Below are 19,875 nucleotides of genomic sequence, written 5' to 3'. Positions count from 1 at the left end.
CGCTGGCCAGCCCTTGCGCGCTATGCCGAGGACGGCAGCTACCCGATCGACAACAATGCGATCGAGAATGCGATCCGACCCATCGCACTGGGCCGCAAGAACTGGCTGTTCGCCGGCTCCGAAACCGCAGGCAAACGCGCTGCGGCCATCATGAGCCTGCTGGCCACCGCAAAGGCCAACGGCCACGAGCCACTCGCCTGGCTCACCGACGTGCTCACGCGATTGCCTACGACCCTTGATCGCGACATCGACACTCTGCTGCCACATCGCTGGAAGCCTGCCGCGTAACCCGAGTCATGCCGGTGCGCAACGTGTCGGGAGCAGGCGCTTACCTTGTTTGTCGATGCCCCGCTCATCCGCCAGGATGCCGCCGACCACGCGCGCTTGGCCGTTCAGTTGCCAGCCGTTGAAGATGACGGGCTCGGCAATGCCGAGGAAATTGAACTTGAAGTTGGCTGCCAATAATAACGCCAGCACCACGAATCCAAGCGCTTTGAAAGTGGATCGTCTTGTCGCCGCCTGCATCAGAGATTCTCACTCCTTGGCGGATCGAAGTCACCCAAAGTTGCCTTGATGAGGATTCGCAGCACGGCGAGATTGCCCCGAATGCTGGAAATCTTTGTCGGCACCTCGCCCGACGGATAGCGGCGGCTGGTCGGTAGCTCGAGGCAGCGATATCCCAGCCGTGGCACACGGCACGACAGATAGGCCAACAACTCATAGGTCATGAACACGCTGCGAAAAGGCGCGACGCGGGGGTCGAGCAACAGGCCGCGACGGTAGGCGCGGAATCCCTGGGTCGTGTCCGTCCATCGAAATCCGGCAACCCGGCTGATCAATGGTGCATGCAGGTATCGAATAGCGAGGTCTCGAATCCAGGGCGTGTTCTCCGCAACGCCGCCGGCCACGAAGCGCGACGCCTGGACAAAATCCACACCGTCTTCCATCGCGGCAATGAAGCGTGGAATCGCTTCGGGATCATCCTTGTCATTGCCGTCGATCGTAACGATGCCTTCGTAGCCATGGGTCAGGGCGAACGCGTAGGCGCAGCGCAGTTGCGCGCTCAGCTTTCCCGCGCCTATCTTGACCAGCAGCCCACGAACATCGTGCTCGTTCAACAAGGCCGCCGCCAGCGAATCGTCCGTGCTGCCACCGTCCACAATCAGGATGTCAGCCTGCTTGCCGATGCCCAAGGCCGACATACGGGCGAGCAGGCGCCCGATGCGCTCCCCTTCATTGATCACGGGGATGACGATGCAGTAGCGGTGCTGCCGGCCGAGCCAATGGTCCACCCGAAACTCTGGCACCTCCCAATCTGACGGGAAGGGGTTGGCCTGCGGCTGCGCATCGATCATGTGCGTCTCTGCCTCACTTCAATCGCAACGAGATCAGAACAACGCCCACGACAACCAGGATGATGCCTGCGGCTGTAGTCCAGGGAAATGGCTCGCGAAACACCACCACCGAAAGCAGCGCCACCGCAGCGATTGCACCGGATGTCAGTATCGGATGGGCCACGTTCAAAGGCAGGTAGGTCAGGGCCGCGGCATACAGCAGGAAGGCGCCCCCGTACAGCGTCAGTCCAATCCAGAACGGCCAGTTGGTGAGCGCCGCCATGGGATCGGCAAAGGAGGGGAAATGACGCGGCGTCGTAATTGCAACCTTGATCAATACGCTGGCCAGGGCATTCGATGCGATACCGAGAATCAAGATGAGCCACTTCATGTCAACCGCCTTGTGCCGCCGTAGGCACCGATGGCTGCGGTCAGCGCACGTCGGATCGACTTGGCGTGCGGCTCGCTGCTCGTGGCAAGCATTTCCACCGTCACCACGTGCTCGGGCAGATGCTTCATCAGCAGTTGGCCGATCTTCATATGATCGGTTGTGCCATCACCCAGTGGAAGCAGGTCGGGTTCACTGGCGTGGACGTGCCCGATGAATGCCGCGTGTTGGTCGAGTACCGCCGATGCGTCCTCGCCGTTGATAGTCAGGGCGCCCGTGTCGAACTGCATGCGGATGGCCGGATGCCCCACCTGCATGACGACGTTTGCCGTTTCATCGCTGGTGGTCATGAAGTTCGCCCCATAGCGCGTCGGATTCGGCTCGAGACAGATCGTCACCGCGTGCGCCGCTGCAAGGGTGCCGAGCTGGCGGAAGAATTCAATGGCGGAGCCAAGCGCGTCGTCGAAGTCCAAACCTGCTCGATCGCGATTCTTCGGCGAGCCGAAGACGAGCCGGGTCGCGCCAAGGCCGGATCCAATGCGGCAGACAGCATCGAGATGTTCGAGCATGGCTGCTCGAACGGACTCGGAACCAAACAGATTCAGCCCCTGCGTTCCGAACAGCAATGCCTGCATGCCCACGATGGAAATGCCGCGATCCTGCCACCAGCAGCGGACACTTTCGATTTCCGATGCGGCGGCATGTCCGGGTCGCGGGAAATACTTGCCGGGGGCAACATCGATCGCATCGACTCCGAACTCGCCGAGCAGCGCGGCTATTTCGTCGTCCTCGCCAACATCCCAGGCGAGATTCGAGATCGATAGTCTCATGCGGGCTCCGGCTTGGCGGGGCCCGCCACCGGCTCGGATTGCGCGTACGCCCGAATCGCCAGGATCGTCTCCCTGGTCGTGTATTGATAGTTACTCTGACCACCAAACAAAGCCGCATGACGAGTTCGCATGTCGTAGTGCGGGGGTGGGCCGTCCAGCACGTTGGCGAAGTGACGGCCGAAGCCTAGCGAGGCGACATCGGCGACGCTGATGGGTTGGGCGGTCAGATGCAAAAGCGACAATCCGGCCTCCAGCGCGCGCTCGATGTCGTACCAGAGATTGACCATCGGATAGAACTGGAACACAGCGCGGCTGTCGATGGCTTCGAGCCGGTTCTCGTTATGCAGGTCGAATACCACGTTCTTGCGCAGGCCGGGACCAACCAGACCTGGAAGGCGCACGATCAGATGCCGCGCGAATGCGCCGCTAACGTAGCGTTCGAGGCGCAGCCTGTTCATTCCATACGCGTGCAGTCCCGATTCGTCCACTGAAGTCGCTTCATCAACTCCGTTGGGTCGAGAGAACACGTCGACCGTACTGATCAGGATAAACGTGCCGCATCGAATGCGCCGCAGCGCCTCGATCAGGCTGTCGATTCGCTGGCGGTCGACCTCCGGCTCACGGTTCGCTATCCACTTTTGCGCCGGCGCAGCAGCGCAAACTACCAGATCGAATTCGTGCCCAGCGCTATCGGCGATGTTCGTCGAGCGGTACAGCTCATCGAAGCGCGCCTGCCTGAGCAGCGTGCTGCCGACATAGCCAGAATAGCCGATCAGGGCGCTGCTCATAAACTCTTCTCACCGGCCTGCAGTTTGCTGCACGCGATCTGTTCGGAATCCAGCTTGTCGAGCACGTCGAAAATGTTGTCGATCTTTCCTCCCAGCACCGAATAGCACCCCGGCAACTCGGCATGGCGTTCGAACAATATCGGGCGACCGTCATCGCCTTCGCTCTTCACCAGCACGGTCTTCACTTCGAAAATGGATTCGACCACTTCGGCCGCACCAATGGCAGGCAGATACCGCTGTGCATCACGCAACATGCGGTCTACCCGGGAGACACGGGGATAGTCGGCTAGCTTCTGGTACGGATCGATGCCAGCGACCTCCTCCCAATGCAGATGCGGCGTATAGCGAACGTGGGACAGTGTGTGCAGGGAGCGTGGCGGGTACGGCATGATCGAAAAGAACGGACCATCCATGACGGTCACAGCCATGTCCCGCAGTGCTGGAGGCAGGCGGATCAAGGCCATCTCGGTGACTTCATGCTTCAGTGCGGCATGGACGCCGGGAAAGTCGCCACCCATCTGATTCAGCCCGCTATAGGTGCAGTTGAACACGTAAGGTGCCACAACCCGCCCGACTTCGCCCTGACCGCCACAAAGCTCAACTTGCAGGCCGTCCTCGCCGCCGTGTTCGATGCGTACAGCCCGGGTCTGGCATCGGACCTCCACGCCCGACTCGGCCAGCAAGTCGCTCGCCAGTTGCCCAAGGACGGTGGCGTCGAAGGCATATTCTTCCACCACGAACACTTCTTCGATCAGGCGCGCGTCAAATAGCGATCGTGAGGAAGGATCGGCTCGCCGCAAAGGCGCGCCGATCTCGCGGCAAAATCGTTCGAACTGAAGCGCACTTACCTTTGAATTGCGACGGGCGATCGCATACAGCGCGGTGAATTCGCGCGTTACTGCGCTCGACCAGTCCCGCACGAATCGTGGCAGGTTCACGCGGCTTCGAAAGGCCGTGGTGAAGCTGCGTGGATAGTGGTAGCCGTTGTGGACGCGAGCCTGGTTGTTGCGGGAGGCGCGCTGACAAAGGCCCGATTCGGCCTCGACGATCAATACGCGCTCGAGGCCCCGCTGACGCACGAGGTAGACAGCGATCAGCGCGCCGTAGAAGCCGCCCCCCACGATCACGGCATCGAAGCGGCTATCGCGCTCCACCATCAGGCTTATTGCCCTTCCCTGTTCGATGGTGTCACAAGAGGCTCGGCCGCGACATCTTCGACATTCAGTTTCTCACGGCGGGTGATCCGTGCGCTCGTGAACTCCTGACCGACATGATAGAGGGGGCCCTCGTTGGACAGGCTGGCCATGTTGAGGATGTACTCGCCGAGCACGAGCAACACCAGGGAAATCAGGAAAAACATGCCCGATTGCTGAAGGGACAGGCTCACCCAACCCGGTGCCACGTCCTCCTTGAACACCGCGATGATCACGACGTAACCCGAGTAGAGCAGGTTGGCCACCGCACCGAACAGGGACAACATCGTCACCACGCGCATCGGCGCTCGCGTGGTCGAAACCATCAGGCGCATGCCTCGGTTGATGCTGTCAGCGAGGTGCTTGGACGAGGGGATGCCCGGCTTTGCGCTGTAGTCGAGATGGACTCGGGAAAAGCCTCCCGTTGCCGGCAGGTGCCGATAGCTCATCGCCGGCTGGCGATGTTGCAGGATGAAATTGATCACCCGCTTGTTGAGTAAACGGTACTGGGGTGCTTCACGGGCCAGATCGACGCCGCCAAAGGCCTTGTACAGCCTGTTGAAAACCGCGTAGGAAAAGCGATACGCGAGCCCTTGGGTTGGCTTCAGCCGGTTGTTGACGAATACGACATCGGCACCACGAACTGCCTTGTCGAGCATTTCGGGAACGAAGGCAATGTCGTCCACCAACGGATCGAGGACAACCACAAAGTCACCCAGCGCATTCTCCAGCCCTACCCAGAATGCAGTGTCCGTGTCGACTTCCTTCGACAAGGCGTAGACCTGGACATTCGAGTGGCCGTTCTCTCCCATCAGGCCCTTGAGCACCGCAAGGCTGTCGTCTTGCGACGCGTTGTCGATAACGATCAGCTCGTAATCGCTAACCAGCGGACCAATACACCTGCCCGCGCGCTCAAGCAGTTCCGACATCCTCGCGGATTGGTTGCGAACAACAAAAACTACGGAAAGAAATACCGGAAAGAATGGCTGCAAGTTACCCCCTGAACTTTCCATCCACCATACCCATGCTTCATATAAGGCTTGGAATCAGCGCTCGCCTCTACTGATAGTACAGCCTACCAACCAGCCTACTGGAATCTGTTGAGTAGACGCGCACCACTGTGCTCGTTCGTAGCTTTCGGACCTCCTGCCGGTGCTGCTGGATCCGTGTCGAATTGAGCTCCGAATTTCACGGCGACATAGGCGGCGCCAGCCAAACTGAGGTGACCGGTATCGCGGTAGAGCAAATTGTCCTGCGCATCCAAGTACCTGCAAAGCTTGTGGTCACAGAACCACGGCGCTGGATCGATGATTCTCACCCTGGGATCGCGACCAAGTGAGTTGATCTCATCCCAGAAGTAGCTAGCATCTCGCCCAAACGCCAAAGCATCCAAACCGGCCGGCAGCGCGCCCCCTTGCTGCAGGGCGAGGGCCATTCGAAGCGGAATGTCAGGTGGCGCGCCTGGAGTTGGCCCAACAATCGTGATCCGACCTACCCAGTTCTTCAATTCACCTACTGTTCTTGCGAAGCTGCCCGGGAAGACTTTCGTATTGCCCATCTGACCGCTTGTGTTTGTCAGACTGTAGCGTCCAGTCGGCATCGAGTAGCTTGGCCAGATCGCGACCAGTATCAACTCGTCGACATTATTTTCCTCCAGCCATGCGAGTACCGAATTGTTGAACTCGAGACACCTGGGAAATTCCGGGTTCTGTACGCCTAGCAACGGTGGACACGCAGATTCGAATAGAAGTACACCGCCCAAGCCCCTGTGCGAGAGTACCTCATTAAACGCAGGAGCCCATGCGAGCGCAGTACTGTCCCCCCAAACTGCTACTGTTTTGTTGGCCGAAGCATCCCCAAGAATGCACGCGCTGCCTTGGTCAGAGGGCAGCTCTCCTCGACAGGAAACATAGGGGATGGGTGGATCCCGCATCGCGTCAAGAGCATTCACACTGTCCGAAAGACGAAATTTCATACCGCCGTCTAGTCTTAGGGCAGCCGCAACAATTCCAAGCGCAATCATCAAGCCAGCCGCCGCACGGAGTAGCGTTCTCCGACGGAGATAAGCATTCGCTGCTTCATTCTTCCTAAATGGCGACTCAACATATCGATAGCTAACATAGGAAATGAGCAAGGCCAGGAGAAGTGCGGACCACCGCGCGTCTTCCAACGGCACGAACCCCTGACGATACTTCCAATAGAAGAGAACCGGCCAATGCCATAGGTAGAGGGAGTACGAGATCAATCCGACAAAAACCAGAGGCGGGAACCTCAATAGCCTGTTGACGCTTGCATTTCCAGTCATGCCGCTGTGAAGCAACAAGGCGGTTCCGGCAACAGGTACGGCAGCGTGCCAGCCCGGAAACGAGCTTCCGGGGTAAATTTTCACCAAGGACCAAACTAGGGCGACAAGGCCCGACCAGGCCAATGCTTCGCACAAGATTCTATTTTTCGACTGGGGGATGCCCGCCGTGGCAACCACGGCCCCGGCCAACAGCTCCCATGCGCGGAATGGCGAGAGAAAGAATACAGCGCTCGACATGTTGGACTGCATCGCCACGCAAGCAACGAATGATGTGAGCGCTGCGCCAGCGAGTGCCAGATTCAATCGAGCCCCAGCATGCATGTGCAAGGCGAGGAGCAGAACTGGAAAGACGATATAGAACTGCTCTTCTACCCCTAGCGACCAGGTGTGCAGCATGGGATTCAGCGCCGCGCTGTTGGCGAAGTATCCGCTTTGCTGCCAGAACACAACGTTGGAGCTAAACGCCAAAGTGGCCAAAGCCGAGGTGCCGAGCTTATCAAGATCGCTAGGCAGCAGACTCACGAAGCCCACTACGAGCGAAGTCGCCAACATTGCGAATAGGGCGGGAAATATCCGACGGACACGCCGTTCGTAGAAACCGCCAAAGCTGAACGAGTTATTGTCGAGATCCCTCCTTATTATTCCCGTAATTAGAAATCCTGAAATGACAAAGAAGATGTCTACGCCTACGAATCCACCGTGAAGCGGACCTAGCTCGAAGTGGTATGCGACGACGGCAAGAACCGCGATCCCGCGGAGTCCATCGATGTCTGGCCGATACTCAAGTTTGGCCAAGTCGATTACTCAATGATCATTCGGAAGGCTGTCGTTCCATTGCGGATTTTGCCGTTTCATACCCCACGTGCGAAACGACAAAGGAGCTGCAATCTAGTCTCGCGGCCGGGGTGGAATGAACATGGCGCCCGTCTGTGATTGTTGCGCCTATCGAGGTACTGATCGGTTAGAACTTCTTCTGACCATGGAAGTGGAGCCTGGACTACCGCTCAATGAACCTCTTTGCCAGCCAGCTGCGGCACCACTTCAACCTTTCGCTGCCTTCGACCGAAAAACCCCAGCGCCCGCGCCCGCCTCGAAGTTATCCAATACCACAGCAGACACATCACGAAGAACACCCCAAGAATCAGGTTGTGCGAGACATGCGCCCGTGACGCAAGCGCCGCCACCAAGCCGCAGGCGCAACTGAATGCGGCGAGTGTCAGGGCAGCGCCGGTAGGCTTGAAGCCGGCTTCGAGCATCAGGTGGTGGATGTGGTTGTGATCGGCGCGGAACGGCGATTGGCCGAGCTTGATGCGGCGGGCGATAAGGACCAGGCAATCCATGATCGGAACCGGCAGCATCCACAGGGCCAGCACCGGGGTCACCGGGTGGCCCGGGTTCTGGGTCAGGCGGAAAGCGATCCAGGCGATGGTCAGGCCGAGGAAGGCGCTGCCGGCGTTGCCCATGAAGCTCTTGGCGCAGCGTTGCCAGGGGTGGCGGATGTTGTAGAGCAGGAAGGCCGATACGGCGCCAATGGCGATGAGGGCATGGGACAGCACCCGCTCGTTGCCGGAATACGCGGCGGCTACCGAGAGCATGAACAGGGCGCTGAGCACGAGCAGGCCGGCCAGCCCGTCCATGCCATCGACCATGTTGATGGCGTTGATGATGCCGACCGTGGCGAACACGGTGAACGGCACCGACAGCGAGCCGAGGAAGACGTTGTCGTATCCGAACAGGTGGCCGAGGTAGTGCACACGCACGCCGCCGACATGGATCATGATCAGCGCGGCCAGCACCTGGGCGAGGATGCGCAGGCGCCAGTCCAGATCGTACTTGTCGTCGATCAGTCCGACGATGACCAGCAGGCCCGCCGCGCCGACGAAGCCGGGGACGCTCGAGGGGATGTTTGGCAGGGTCAGCAGCGCGGCCAGGGTGACGCCGATGAGCATCGCGAGGCCGCCAATGACCGGGGTCGGTTCGGCGTGGTCCTTGCGCCCGGCCGGGTAGTCCATGAGGTCAAGGCGCGAGGCCACCGGGTTCAGCAGGCGCTGCAGCAGCAGCGTCGCGAAAAACGCCACTATGGCTCCCAGCAATGCAATCGTGCCACGCTCCACGACGTGTTTCCCCTGCCCCTACGGCGCCTTGAGTCTCCACCCAATTATGAACGAAGACAAGCACTTCTGGTGTACTTCTAAGGGAGTTTGCGGGTTTGTTTGGCGGAATTTGTTGATAATTGGGGGTTTGCTCACAGTTTGGCCTGTCCGGCCTGGTTTGGATGCCGGCGGGCTCCCGCCAGGTTCCGCGACGGGCTTCGCCTGGGCTGCTGGTGGACACGCGGAACGGGCGGTTTCCCGGGGCCTGTTGCTGTCTCCCGCTGGCGCTGCTACTCGAAGGTCCTTCGACTTCGCTGCGCTACGCTCAGGACGAACGGTGTGGGGGTGGTCCTTCGACTTCGCTGCGCTACGCTCAGGACGAACGGGAGGGGTGCGCTGCGCTCAGGACTAACGGCAGGGGGCCGTCAGAGCGGGCCTTTGGGCGCGACGAATCGGCGCTTGCCCTTGACACCCGGCACCGAGGCTCTAGAATCCGTCCCCCCTCAGAGCCTTCGGCTCGCATGGCTATGTAGCTCAGCCGGTTAGAGCACAGCACTCATAATGCTGGGGTCGGTGGTTCGAGTCCACCCATAGCCACCAATAAAAACAAATAGATACGCTGCGAGCTTTTGTTGATTGGTCTAAATTCGGCCTAAATCGAGCGTCATCGCTTGCGCCATGGAAGCTTCGAATTGGCTGACCAAATGCGTCAGCGCCAGCACCTATTTGTTGTCATCAAGTCTCAATCCAACAATTTTCACTGCTAGCAGCTGCTCTCCCCCAGGAGGAGGCCATGCCGAGCTCAAATCGGGGAAATGACCTAATTTTCGACATCTTGTTCGGCAGGTCTGAGGCCACTTTTCCCAGGAGTTTTCGCGAGAAAAATACGCCCTCCGAGGTAATGTTTGTATCTACCGACGGTCTCGTAGCGATTGAGGAGATCCTAAGGACGGCCTTGGTGCTTCACCAGGGAGTATCCGCACTAGCTAGGCAGCGCGCGCTCATCACGCGCCTACTTCACGACTCCAAGAATCTTCCCGAGGACTTGCGGCGCGCGCTGCAGAAGGACGCTGATGCGTCAGGCAAGCAAGAGGCCAACGCAAAGTCGATAGTTGCGCAAGGGTTCGCCCCCTTGAATTCGATGACACTCGTAAACCTATGCGCAGCAATAGAAGTCTCCGCCGAGAACACGATCATTGCTGCGCTTCGATTTACTCCCGGAATAGTACGCACGCTAACTGAGCTTGGCGTGACAAAGCTGGTTGACACCGGGACGAGCGAGCTTACTTACAGCGATGCTTTAGCGACTTTCAATCGCTTGAAGGATTGGGCACGCAACTCATCCAAGCACGCCCCGGACGGTGTTCTTAAGATGCTCCGCGCTGTTGGCCTATCGATAAATGTTTCTGATAGCGTTAAGGCGGACATTCGCGAAATGATCTATGTACGCAATTGCATACTCCACAGACGCCAGCGAGCGGACGGCCGAGCGGCAGTGAACGCGGCGAGGCTCGAACTGGAGGACGGAAAGTTGTTCAGCGTCAGTCTGGAGCAAATGCGTAGATATTCAAATGCCGCTATGGCGTTCACTACGGCACTAGCGACAGCAGCTAACCCGTTGGCCGCAAAGAGCTCAAAAGCCCAGTCCTAGTTCGGCTGAGCATCCTGAGAAGCCTGCTCGTCGAATGCCAAGAAAACGTCATGGTCGTAAATACTGGCGCTCAGTACATCGCTGGTTGGGGGCACCTTTGAAGCGGGCAGGCCCTGCTTTTCAATTGATTCGAGAGTGAAAACAGACGCATATTCGTCCGTAAATTTCACCCGAAGAGTGTCTTTGTTCCGATAGCCGCTTCTTAGCACGATGGCGTTCCAACCCGTGGTGTAACAGAGAGCGGCATCGAATGCTTCCGCTTGTATCGGGCTTTAAGAGTCAGTTGGCCACTGCTGGCAAACTGACGTTGGGATTGTCGACAACCGTGGCCAGGGTTTCCAGTGTCTTGTAGCGACGTTGAATCGCCCACTCGTCGTTCTGCTCGATGAGCAGTGCGCCGACCAGCCAATAGGCCAGCTTTCCGGGAGGGGTGTGCCACGTCGCTCGCAAGTGGCTTGGATGGCCGCTCCCAATAGCCTCGAATCGATGCCCCCTCGCCGCAGCAGCACCCACATGTCGAAGTAGTCCTTCATGCGACTGTTGCGCATGCCCAGCACGATCGTTGCTTCGAGCTTCTCTGCCAGCACGGTCTCCTTTGGGTAGGTGCGCAGGCGCGGTACAGGCAAATCTGCAAGGATCGTCGGATAGTCCATTTGCTGGGCCTCCGGCGTTATCGCATCGCCATATCCCACATCCAGTTGCACGTTGCAGCGCGCCGTACCGAGCCGGCCCAGGAGCTCGGCACGCAAACCCTCGTAGTTGGCCTGCTCTCGGATAGGTTCGATCTGTACCGATTCGGGATCAAAGCGCATGCCGTCGTCGCAGGCGATCGTGCACACCGATTGCACACGGGCGCGGAGCAGCTCCGGATCAGGCTCACCGAATCCAAGAAAATCCGCATCACGAGTCGGCCGGTGGGGCTCATCGAACCAGAGCGCAAACAGCAAGGCACCCTTCAGCACGAAACCTGGCTGCTGATCGGATGCCGACAACCGGTACAACCAGCGCTCCAGCGCGTAGCGAGTCAGCAACTGGTTGTAGTCCTCGCCTTGCTGACGCGCCCGGTTCAACAGCAAGCCACGTACCGAATCGGCTCGTGGATTTCTCACTCGATCGAGTCCAGGTACGGGCGCATGACAGCAGCCACTCTGCATACCTTGGCTGCGCGCCAGATCTCGTCAGCGCTGACCCGCCGGCGCTTCACCGCTTCGCGCCGCGCTTCAATGGCCACGTCCAGCCCGATCTTGTTGCGGAACTTGAAACAGTCGGCGACCGTTTTGGCCATGCTGGTGACCTTCAGCATGGCACCGTCCACGGAATGCTCCTCCACACCGTAATGGAGCGATTCTGGCGAAAAGCGAAGTACGCGCAGCTTCGGGTAAAGCAGGCGTGGCGGATGCTCCTTGTTGCCGATCGCGATCCATACCTCATATGGGGCCTGGGTTGTCAGTTCATGGAAGCGCAGCGCCGTCAGCAGGCAAAACACCACATGAGGCGCGCGGCGCGCCACTTCCACCAGCGAGGCGTGCTCGTTCGGGGCGTAATCCGGCAGCGCGTAGAGTCCGCGACCCAGCCGATTCAGTTCGCCCGCCGCCGCCCAACGCGAGAGCTGTATGCGCCTTATGCCATACGCCTCCAGTTCCCTGCTACGAAGGGTGCCGGTTTGGGCAAACAGGCGGCGAATGGGTTCGGGAAGCATGCGCTGAGTGTTCCATAGTTTCGGTAGTTATGGAAATACACCGAGAGTTTGCAACAGACCGAGCGCCCACCCTCCCTATGGTGCCAGTGCAGGGCTGGGACGAATAACGTGGTATCCGAATCTGAATCCCGGCCAGTCTGGGCACCAGGATTCCAACGGGGCCCCGCAAGGGGCCTCTCTTTTTAGCTACAAAAAAACACGCAGCCGCCGCAGCAAGGCAATGAGTTTCTTGTCACCCGTGTGATTCGGAAACAGCATTCCACCAACATCCGGATTGTTCGGGCCGCTCAAGTTGCCCCGACTCAATGTGTTTTCGAATCGCCGTGCGCTATGGCGTAACCGGCATGTGGGCTGCGCCGATCGTTGCAATGTCGCCCGGTGCCGGCAGGCGCGCTGCGTAGGTGCGGGCGCGGGTGAGGTAGTCGGCGGCGCGGGTGATCCACTGGCAGGCGGGTCCGGTCGACGGATCGTCGAGGTGCCAGACGGAGATCTTGGCCCGGGCAAAGGCATTGAATGCCTTGTGGAACTCGACCAGGGCGCGGGGCGGCGCGTCACCCGAACGCTCGGCATAGGCGGCGAACAGCCAGGCATCCACTTCGGGATGCCCCAGGCGGTCGCACTCCATGGCCAGGAATGCCAGTTCATCGACCGGGTCGCGCAGGCGCAGTTCGCGATCGAACTCGAGGCAATCGACGATGCTCGGCGGCTGGGTCAGATAGACGTGCTCGGGGCGCAGGTCGCCATGGCCTTCGACGATGTGATTGTCGCGTACGCGTTCGGCCAGCAGCGCGGCGTGCGTTTCGATGAAGCGATGCAGATGTGCGCGGATGGCTTCGACCGCGTCGACGTCCTGCCCGAACTCGGGCCGGCGAAGTTCTGCCGCCGTGTAAGCCAGGCTCGCGCACAGGTGTCGTCGATAGTGCCGTGGACTCCAGCGTGCGCTCGGCGCGGATCGGAACAGCGTCATCAATGCGGCGACGACGCGTCCGATTTGCTCCGCACCGACCTGGCCGGCTTGCAGTCGCCGTTCGAGCGATTGCGAATCGGGCATGCGGCGCATGTGCACGAGCCAGTCGACCGCGTGCCCGGAGCCACCCAGGCTCATCCGGCCGCGTGCGTCGACCGTCAGCCGGCTCGTACCAAGGTAGCAGTCCGGCGCCAGACGCCGGTTCAGGCGCACTTCGCGCAGGCAGTTGAGGCGACGTGCTGCAGCAGACGCATAGTCGATGCGTTCGTGCCGATAGGGCTTCTTGAGCTTGTACACATCGCATTCGGTCAGGAACAGCCACGACATGTGGGTTTCAATCGTTTCCACGCGCTGGACCGGCATCGGATAGCTCTGCGGCCGTCGCAGGAAGGCGACTTTCTCGGCCAGGTCCGGTTCCGCACCGGGCACGGAGGTCGATGGCGGGTCGGCCTGCATGCGTGGAGACCTCACGACCGAATCAGGCATCGAACCGGCGCGCCGGCCTGAGCACCACGCTCGGGCCTGCCGGCCACCAGTGCAAGCATCGGCAAACGCATGGGCTCGATTCGAGCGCGATCGACGGCGGGCGGCGCCTAGCGCGGAGCGACATAACCGCCACGCACGCCCTTCGGCGACAGCACGATCTGCCAGAGCTGGGCCTGCCGCGTGCGAAAGCAGGCGATCGAGGCCGCCAGGTAGTAGCGCCACATGCGCCGGAAACGCAGGTCGTAGCGGGCCGGAAGGCTCGGCCAGGCGCGCTCGATGTTGTCGCGCCAGGCCAGCAGCGTGCGCTCGTAGTCGACGCCGAAGTTGTGCCAGTCCTCGATCACGAACAAGCCCTCCACGGCGTCGGCGATCTGCCGGGCCGAAGGCAGCATCGAGTTCGGGAAGATGTAGCGCTCGATCCACGGGTCCGTGGTGCGCACCGAGACATTGCTGCCGATGGTGTGCAGCAGGAACACACCGTCCTCGGCAAGACAGCGCCGCGCCACTTCGAAGTAGCGTCGATAATTGCGCACGCCGACGTGTTCGAACATGCCGATCGAGAACACGCGATGGAAGCGTTCGTCCAGGCTTCGATAGTCCTGCACGCGCGTCTGCACCGGCAGGTCGGCGCAAAGCCGCCGGGCGTGGTCGGCCTGCTCGTTGGAGACGGTGATTCCGACTCCGCTGACGCCGTGATGGGTGGCGGCGAACTCGAGCGCTTCACCCCAACCGCAACCGATGTCGAGTACGCGCATGCCGGGCTGCAGCATCAGTTTGCGGCAGACCAGATCGAGCTTCGCTTCCTGGGCGCTATCCAGATCGTCCGCTTCGCGCCAGTAGGCACAGCTGTAGACCATGCGCTTGCCGAGCATTGCCCGGTACAGGTCGTTGCCGAGATCGTAATGCTGCTGTCCGACCTGGAAGGCCCGGCGCGCATTTTGCCGGTTGAGCAGACGCGCGCGCAGCACGGCCCAACGATCGGCCCAGGTGATGACCTGGCGATCCAGACCGGCCTCGAGCAGGCGGGCGAGCAGGCCTTCGAGGTCCTCGCTGTCCCAGGCGCCCTCCATGTACGACTCACCGAGGCCGAGGGATCCTTGTGCCAGCAGGCGCTGGTACGTGCTCGGCTCGTGCACCTGCATGTCCCAGGCGCGTCCGCCGTCGATACGGATGTCGGCCCTGGCCAGCAGGCTTTCGAGAAGGCCGCGAAAGCGGGTCGGCCTCGCTCGCGGCGACAACTGCGGCGCTCGAACCGGCTCTGCGCGAGCCTCGGTGGGCATGCCACGAACCGCCTCGGAGTTGGCGGTCGCATTGCCGGACAGCATTCGTTCCATGGCGGTCTCCGGGCTTCGTTCAGCGGGTGCCTTTGGTGATACGAGGCATGCGGGATTGCCTCACGATCCGGTTCCGCCTCGCCCACGGCCACCGTTGCCCGGCCGCGGCAAGGCATCGACTTCCGCGCGCGTGAGTTCTCCGTTTCCATCGCGATCGGCGGCCTCGAACATGCGCTTGTGCTCGGCCTCGACCTCATCGGCTTCGAGCCTGCCATCGCCATTGGCGTCGATCGAATCGAAGCGCCGGGCCAGGCCTGGCGGGGCTTCCTCGCGGCTCAGCGCGCCATCGCTGTCGAGGTCGGCAAAGAAGAGCACTTCGCTGCCGCGCGCCTTGAACTCCGGCCAGCTCAGTTCGCCGTTGCCGTCGCTGTCGATTCGTTCGAAATCGCGCGCGATGCCGTCCGCGGCGAACGCGCCGGGCGCGCTCAGGGCGCACAGGAATGCCACGACCATTACTTGCTTGCTGTTCAACATGGAACCTCCTCAGTCGGCGACGATGCGCCAGCTTCCATCGGGCTGCCGGCAGGCCGTGCCGTAGGCGCGGCGTTCACGACCATCGATCACCACGAGTTGCTGGTACTCGCGGCAATACTGTCCGCGGCTGTCGCGCCAGGTGCGAAGCGGGGTATAGGAACCATGGACACGATGATCCGGATCCCGCCAGGGCACGGCGTCGCCACTCGGCGTACTTTCGAAGGCGAGGTAGGCGGCGCGGCGCTCACCGTCGTAGATGGTGCGATCGCGCGCCAGGCCGCCGCCGATCATGGCGCCGGCCGTGGCGCCGAGCACGGTCAATGCGGTTTGCCCGCGCCCATCGCCGAACTGGTGCCCGATCACGCCGCCGATGATTCCGCCGAGGATGGCGCTGGCGGTCTCCTGGTCGCGCAGCGCGTCCCGATGCGGATCCCCGGTCGAGGCGCAGGCGGCAATGGACAGAATGCAACTCATCAAGACTGGAACTTTCATGTCGGTACTCTCCTGCTCTGGCATCCGCTTTGCTGTTTCCGCATCCGTCGCTGCATGACTGGCCATCGTCGCGGCGGATGCCGTCGCCCGAAGCCGGATGCATCTGCCGGGGAACGCATCGCTGGTCGCGTCGGTGCACGACGGGATGGCTGGCTGCGATAACCGGGCTCTGGTCTGTTCTCGGGCATCCGTGACAGGACCCATGCTGCGCCGCCCGGAACAGGCCGGTCTTGATCTGCATCAAAGCTTCGGCGCTGCGGCGGCGCGGGCTTCTGGCCGTCGGTCACTCGACGTGGGATTGGAGCATGCGCGAATCGAGCGCGAGCCGGCCGCTCTGGATGTCGAATCCACCGGCTTCGGCAACCGCGATGCGATCGCGCCCCGCGCGCTTGGCCGCGTACATCAGGGCATCGACGCGATCGAGGAAGGCGTGCGAGTCCAGCCCCGTGGACCACTCACTGACCCCGATGCTGATCGTCACCGACGGGATTTCCGGAAGCACGCTTTGCCAGTCCTCGTCGCGGAATGCGTTGCAGATGCGCTGGCAGATTTCGCGCGCCTCGGCGATGCCGGCGCCCGGCATGATCAGGGCGAATTCCTCTCCGCCGTGGCGGGCGATGAAGTCCACCTGTCGGGCGCATTGACGGATCAAGGTCGAGGCGCGCTGCAATGCGATGTCGCCGACGGAATGCCCGTGGCGATCGTTGATGTTCTTGAAATGGTCGATGTCCATCACGGCCAGGCTCAAGGGCGTGCCGAGCTTGTCGGCACGCAGGACTTCATCGCGCAGTCGACCCTCCAGCTCACGGCGGTTGTACAACCCGGTCAGGGGGTCCTCGCGACTGAGCCGCTCGAAGGCCGCGCGCTGCGCTTCGATATCGCGCAACAACTCCTGGTTCGAGATCAGCGCCGATTCCAGCGCCTGGGTGCGTTCGCGGACCCGACGTTCGAGTTCGGCGCTGGCCTGAAACATCTCCTCATGCAATCGTTTCCGCTCGCTGACATCGACGATCGATGCGATGGTCATCGTTTCGGATTCGATCAGCAGCGGCTTGAGCGCGACTTCCACCGCGATCTCCCGTCCGTCGCGATGCCTGGCGCACAGGTCGCGGCCGCGACCCATCAGCCGGACATCGCCCGTGCTCATCGGTGCGCTTCGATATTCGCCATGGCGATGACGAACGCTTTCGGGCACCAGAATCTCCACCGGATGACCCAGCAATTCGGCGCAGGTGTAGCCGAGCAGTGTCTCCAGCTCGCGGTTGGCAAAGCGGATGCGTCCCTCGGCATCGACGGCGATCACGCCGATGGGCACCGCCTCGAGAATCGCAGTGCGGATTCGACGATCCAGATCCTCGTTACCACAGCCCGACCATGTGCTTGCTGTCATGCCTGCCCCCTTTCGCTACCCGGTGACGTCGCAGGTGGATCCGCGCGCATTCGGAACCTTTTCGTCAGCGGCGGAGAACAGGAACGGCTCGGCAGCGCGTTCGTCGAACTCCATTTCGGCCACGGCCGGCCCCATGCCGCGCACGTTGCCGGAAGACGCATCCTTCAGAAGATCCTGTCCAGCACCATGAAGTCCCTGGCCCTTTGCCATCCGGGTGCCGGCAATGAAAGCCTCCCAAGCCAGCTTGTGGATGGCCTCGTTGCCGGTTCCGCACTCGTGCGTCATCAGCAGCGCGATGTCGTCCCCGGTGGCACTGGCGTGGCAGTCGATGAGCAGCCGTCCGCACTCAGCCGCGATCTCTTGTCGCACGCAATCGAGCAGGGCCCGGGAGGGACGGATCTGCCCGCCGATCGAGCCGATGTCCGCCTTGATGACGCTGAGGGTGATCTTCATGGCAAGCCTCGATGCATTCCGGGGTCCGGCACTGCCACGGTAGTCGCGGGCCTCGACGGCGTCTTGATCGAGGTCAATGGATTCGGGGGCCGCGCCCGGCGGCGCTTCATTGGCGTCGCGATCGTTCGGCGCGTTGATCCATGTCAAGCCCGCGACCGGGCATCCGGGAAGAGACTGCGGCATCGTGACCGACCTGCTTCGACATGCACTGGCACTGGCCTACCTGATGGCGCCGGCCTACCTCGCCAACATGGCGCCGCCGTTCGTGCGCTACTGGCGCGGCTGGAACCGGCCGATCCACGCGCGGCTTCTCGGTACGCACAAGACCGTGGTCGGCGCGGCCCTGGGCATCGCCGTTGCGCTGCTGGCCACGGCCGTCCAGGCAGCGGTATCCGGCCTGCCGGTCTGCGCGGGCCTGGCACGGGTCGACTATCGCTACTGGCCGTTGCTCGGCCTCGGATTCGGCGTGGGGTCGATGGCGGGCGACAGCATCAAGAGCCTGTTCAAGCGACGCCTGAAGATCGCGCCCGGCGCGCCCTGGGTGCCTTTCGACCAACTCGATTTCGCACTCGGCTCGCTGCTCCTGGTCGGCCCCTGGGCAAAGCTGTCCGTGACCGACATGGGCCTCATTCTCGCCGTGACCTTCGTCGGCGATCTGGCGGTCAACCGCATGGCATTCCGGCTCGGCATCAAGCGTTCGCCGTGGTGAACCGCCCGCGCCGACGCGTCGATTGCGGTGTGAACGGCCCCGGCCCCGGATATCCGGGTCCTTGCGTCCAGCGCAGACGCGATCCGGGCGACTGCGCCGAACCCGGTGTTGATGTGGATCAATGTCGGCGGCCAGCCGGGCCGCTAACTTCGGACGCGCGATCGATCGCCATCCCGAGGTGAAGCGCCATGCGAAAATCATCCAGACCATCCTCGACCTCCACGCGTCGTGGTCGTACCGAGTCCCTCCCTACCGTTGCCGCTCCCGCCAAGACCGGCGCTGCGAGGCGCCGTCCCACGCGCAGCACGAAACCGGATGGCGGCGTTCCTGCCAATGGTGGGGCACGTCACCACCTGATCGCCGAGGCCGCCTATTTCCGGGCGCAACAGCGCGGCTTCGACGGTGATCACGCCCTGGACGACTGGCTGGAAGCCGAGTTCGAGATCGAGCGACGCGAATCCTGAGCTCTTCCGTTGCTCGAGGAGCACGGCACCGAATCGGGGAACGACCTCACGCCGTGAACCTCCTTCGACCGAAGGAGCATGGCTTGGCGAGCCCTGCCGACCACTCGCCGGGCGCGAGGCAGTCGCAACGGATGCGCATTCGCTGCGCACGATGGCGTCCGTCCCAGCATCTGCGCCGAGCATCCGGCTGCGGGTGCGAACGATCCCGGCACGGCAAGCGCGCAACGATACCTTGATTGTGATCAAGATCGGCGCAGCCGGGCAGGCACATCCTGATGCAGTCCGAACTGCCTATCTGGAGCGCTTATGCGAATCGCAGACATATGTACCCGTTGCGTGGTTCACGTCGACGCCGGCGCGTCGGTGCATGCCGCTGCCGAATTGATGCGCAAGCGTCACGTCGGCTCGCTGGTGGTCACCGAAGAGCCCGATGGCGGACGCGTGCCGATCGGCATGATCACCGACCGCGACATCGTGCTTGCCGTGATTGCACCCGGAGTCGATGCCGGGAAACTCACCGTCGGTGACGTGATGAGTCTCCCATTGGCCAGCTGCAACGAGAACGACGACCTGTTCGACGTCATCGGCATCATGCGCCGGCGCGGCATCCGTCGACTGCCCGTGCTCAACGACAAGGGCAGCCTGGCCGGCCTGGTCAGTGTCGACGACGTCTACGCCGTGCTCGGCACGCAATTGCAGGAACTCAGCCAGGCCCTGACGCGCGAGCAGGTCCGGGAAATGGAGACGCGCACTTGAAACGGCGAAGCCGCGACGGTACCCATGGCACCCCATCGCGCCCGGCCGGGCCGCGCCCATCGCCGGCAG

General features: G+C 61.8%; 22 protein-coding genes, 1 tRNA gene and 2 pseudogenes. 7 read left to right on the top strand and 18 right to left on the bottom strand.

Annotated features, from left to right (window positions below; translation table 11 throughout):
- Positions 1-288 (top strand): IS66 family transposase (locus tag BM125_RS14720; RefSeq protein ID WP_139225031.1); only part of this gene is annotated, 288 nt, incomplete at its 5' end.
- Positions 289-294: 6 nt separating this feature from the next.
- On the opposite strand, the gene BM125_RS19910 is transcribed toward BM125_RS14720, so the two are convergent.
- Genes BM125_RS19910 through BM125_RS14705 form a run of 4 tightly spaced genes read right to left on the bottom strand, consistent with a single transcriptional unit; the run spans position 295 to position 2,465 of the window.
- Complete coding sequence (locus tag BM125_RS19910) at positions 295-525, bottom strand: hypothetical protein (protein WP_139225030.1); 231 nt, start codon at positions 523-525, stop codon at positions 295-297.
- The gene (locus BM125_RS14715) at positions 525-1,355 is read right to left on the bottom strand and encodes a glycosyltransferase family 2 protein (RefSeq protein ID WP_092409313.1); all 831 of its coding nucleotides are present in this window, start codon (positions 1,353-1,355) and stop codon (positions 525-527) included. The genes BM125_RS19910 and BM125_RS14715 overlap by 1 nt, the downstream gene beginning before the upstream one ends.
- 13 nt (positions 1,356-1,368) lie before the next feature.
- Positions 1,369-1,725, bottom strand: coding sequence for a DMT family transporter (locus BM125_RS14710; protein WP_092409311.1), 357 nt, complete (start codon positions 1,723-1,725; stop codon positions 1,369-1,371).
- Positions 1,722-2,465 (bottom strand): sugar phosphate isomerase/epimerase family protein, encoded by a 744-nt coding sequence (locus tag BM125_RS14705; RefSeq protein WP_245778940.1) that lies wholly within the window; start codon positions 2,463-2,465, stop codon positions 1,722-1,724. The genes BM125_RS14710 and BM125_RS14705 overlap by 4 nt, the downstream gene beginning before the upstream one ends.
- Between BM125_RS14705 and BM125_RS20840 the strand changes: the two genes are divergently transcribed.
- Positions 2,424-2,546 carry a hypothetical protein gene (locus BM125_RS20840; protein WP_281243959.1) on the top strand — a complete coding sequence of 41 codons (123 nt, stop codon included), beginning with the start codon at positions 2,424-2,426 and terminating at the stop codon, positions 2,544-2,546. The genes BM125_RS14705 and BM125_RS20840 overlap by 42 nt on opposite strands.
- Positions 2,547-2,548: 2 nt before the next feature.
- Here BM125_RS20840 and BM125_RS14700 read toward each other — a convergent pair whose 3' ends face one another.
- From BM125_RS14700 to BM125_RS14680, 5 genes are all read right to left on the bottom strand, one after another.
- Positions 2,549-3,340 (bottom strand): NAD-dependent epimerase/dehydratase family protein, encoded by a 792-nt coding sequence (locus tag BM125_RS14700; protein ID WP_092409307.1) that lies wholly within the window; start codon positions 3,338-3,340, stop codon positions 2,549-2,551.
- Positions 3,337-4,497 carry an NAD(P)/FAD-dependent oxidoreductase gene (locus tag BM125_RS14695; RefSeq protein WP_092409305.1) on the bottom strand — a complete coding sequence of 387 codons (1,161 nt, stop codon included), beginning with the start codon at positions 4,495-4,497 and terminating at the stop codon, positions 3,337-3,339. The genes BM125_RS14700 and BM125_RS14695 overlap by 4 nt, the downstream gene beginning before the upstream one ends.
- Positions 4,498-4,502: 5 nt before the next feature.
- Complete coding sequence (locus BM125_RS14690) at positions 4,503-5,546, bottom strand: glycosyltransferase (protein WP_092409303.1); 1,044 nt, start codon at positions 5,544-5,546, stop codon at positions 4,503-4,505.
- 74 nt (positions 5,547-5,620) lie between these two features.
- Positions 5,621-7,633 carry an acyltransferase family protein gene (locus tag BM125_RS14685; protein WP_175498108.1) on the bottom strand — a complete coding sequence of 671 codons (2,013 nt, stop codon included), beginning with the start codon at positions 7,631-7,633 and terminating at the stop codon, positions 5,621-5,623.
- 209 nt (positions 7,634-7,842) lie between these two features.
- Positions 7,843-8,916 carry an MraY family glycosyltransferase gene (locus BM125_RS14680; protein ID WP_092409299.1) on the bottom strand — a complete coding sequence of 358 codons (1,074 nt, stop codon included), beginning with the start codon at positions 8,914-8,916 and terminating at the stop codon, positions 7,843-7,845.
- Between the two features lie 538 nt (positions 8,917-9,454).
- Between BM125_RS14680 and BM125_RS14675 the strand changes: the two genes are divergently transcribed.
- Together BM125_RS14675 and BM125_RS14670 are read left to right on the top strand one after the other, a co-directional pair.
- Positions 9,455-9,531, top strand: a tRNA-Met gene (locus tag BM125_RS14675).
- Positions 9,532-9,724: 193 nt separating this feature from the next.
- Entirely contained in the window at positions 9,725-10,582 is an 858-nt protein-coding gene (locus tag BM125_RS14670) for a hypothetical protein (protein ID WP_139225029.1), read from the top strand.
- A 279-nt stretch (positions 10,583-10,861) separates the two neighbouring features.
- Here BM125_RS14670 and BM125_RS20280 read toward each other — a convergent pair.
- From BM125_RS20280 to BM125_RS14630, 9 genes and pseudogenes are all read right to left on the bottom strand, one after another.
- Positions 10,862-10,987: pseudogene (locus BM125_RS20280) on the bottom strand (IS256-like element ISGdi8 family transposase); the annotation flags it as partial.
- Positions 10,988-11,019: 32 nt separating this feature from the next.
- A pseudogene (locus BM125_RS20705) lies at positions 11,020-11,736 on the bottom strand (nucleotidyl transferase AbiEii/AbiGii toxin family protein); the annotation flags it as partial.
- A complete protein-coding gene (locus tag BM125_RS14660) occupies positions 11,688-12,281 on the bottom strand; it encodes a type IV toxin-antitoxin system AbiEi family antitoxin domain-containing protein (RefSeq protein ID WP_092409295.1) in 594 nt (197 codons plus the stop codon). The pseudogene BM125_RS20705 and the gene BM125_RS14660, both read right to left, overlap by 49 nt.
- Before the next feature lie 328 nt (positions 12,282-12,609).
- Complete coding sequence (locus BM125_RS14655) at positions 12,610-13,734, bottom strand: hypothetical protein (protein WP_139225027.1); 1,125 nt, start codon at positions 13,732-13,734, stop codon at positions 12,610-12,612.
- 107 nt (positions 13,735-13,841) lie between these two features.
- Positions 13,842-15,068, bottom strand: a complete 1,227-nt coding sequence (cfa, locus tag BM125_RS14650; RefSeq protein WP_245778938.1) for a cyclopropane fatty acyl phospholipid synthase — start codon at positions 15,066-15,068, stop codon at positions 13,842-13,844.
- A gap of 60 nt (positions 15,069-15,128) precedes the next feature.
- A complete protein-coding gene (locus tag BM125_RS14645) occupies positions 15,129-15,542 on the bottom strand; it encodes an EF-hand domain-containing protein (RefSeq protein ID WP_092409291.1) in 414 nt (137 codons plus the stop codon).
- A 9-nt stretch (positions 15,543-15,551) separates the two neighbouring features.
- Positions 15,552-16,034, bottom strand: a complete 483-nt coding sequence (locus tag BM125_RS14640) for a glycine zipper 2TM domain-containing protein (protein ID WP_092409289.1) — start codon at positions 16,032-16,034, stop codon at positions 15,552-15,554.
- Between the two features lie 283 nt (positions 16,035-16,317).
- On the bottom strand, positions 16,318-17,424 hold the full coding sequence (locus tag BM125_RS14635) for a GGDEF domain-containing protein (RefSeq protein ID WP_092409287.1): 1,107 nt from the start codon (positions 17,422-17,424) through the stop codon (positions 16,318-16,320).
- Positions 17,425-17,439: 15 nt separating this feature from the next.
- Complete coding sequence (locus BM125_RS14630; RefSeq protein WP_217647886.1) at positions 17,440-18,060, bottom strand: fructose 1,6-bisphosphatase; 621 nt, start codon at positions 18,058-18,060, stop codon at positions 17,440-17,442.
- A gap of 1 nt (position 18,061) precedes the next feature.
- Between BM125_RS14630 and BM125_RS14625 the strand changes: the two genes are divergently transcribed.
- From BM125_RS14625 to BM125_RS14615, 3 genes are all read left to right on the top strand, one after another.
- The gene (locus tag BM125_RS14625; protein WP_092409285.1) at positions 18,062-18,586 is read left to right on the top strand and encodes a CDP-archaeol synthase; all 525 of its coding nucleotides are present in this window, start codon (positions 18,062-18,064) and stop codon (positions 18,584-18,586) included.
- A 188-nt stretch (positions 18,587-18,774) separates the two neighbouring features.
- Positions 18,775-19,050 carry a DUF2934 domain-containing protein gene (locus BM125_RS14620; protein ID WP_092409284.1) on the top strand — a complete coding sequence of 92 codons (276 nt, stop codon included), beginning with the start codon at positions 18,775-18,777 and terminating at the stop codon, positions 19,048-19,050.
- Positions 19,051-19,356: 306 nt separating this feature from the next.
- A complete protein-coding gene (locus BM125_RS14615) occupies positions 19,357-19,806 on the top strand; it encodes a CBS domain-containing protein (protein ID WP_092409282.1) in 450 nt (149 codons plus the stop codon).
- The last annotated feature ends 69 nt before the right edge of the window (positions 19,807-19,875 follow it).

It is taken from the genome of Dokdonella immobilis, from assembly GCF_900115085.1.
GTDB classification, from domain to species: domain Bacteria; phylum Pseudomonadota; class Gammaproteobacteria; order Xanthomonadales; family Rhodanobacteraceae; genus Dokdonella; species Dokdonella immobilis.
The sequence above is the reverse complement of the archived record's forward strand: the minus strand, read 5'-3'. Positions and strand labels throughout refer to the sequence as shown.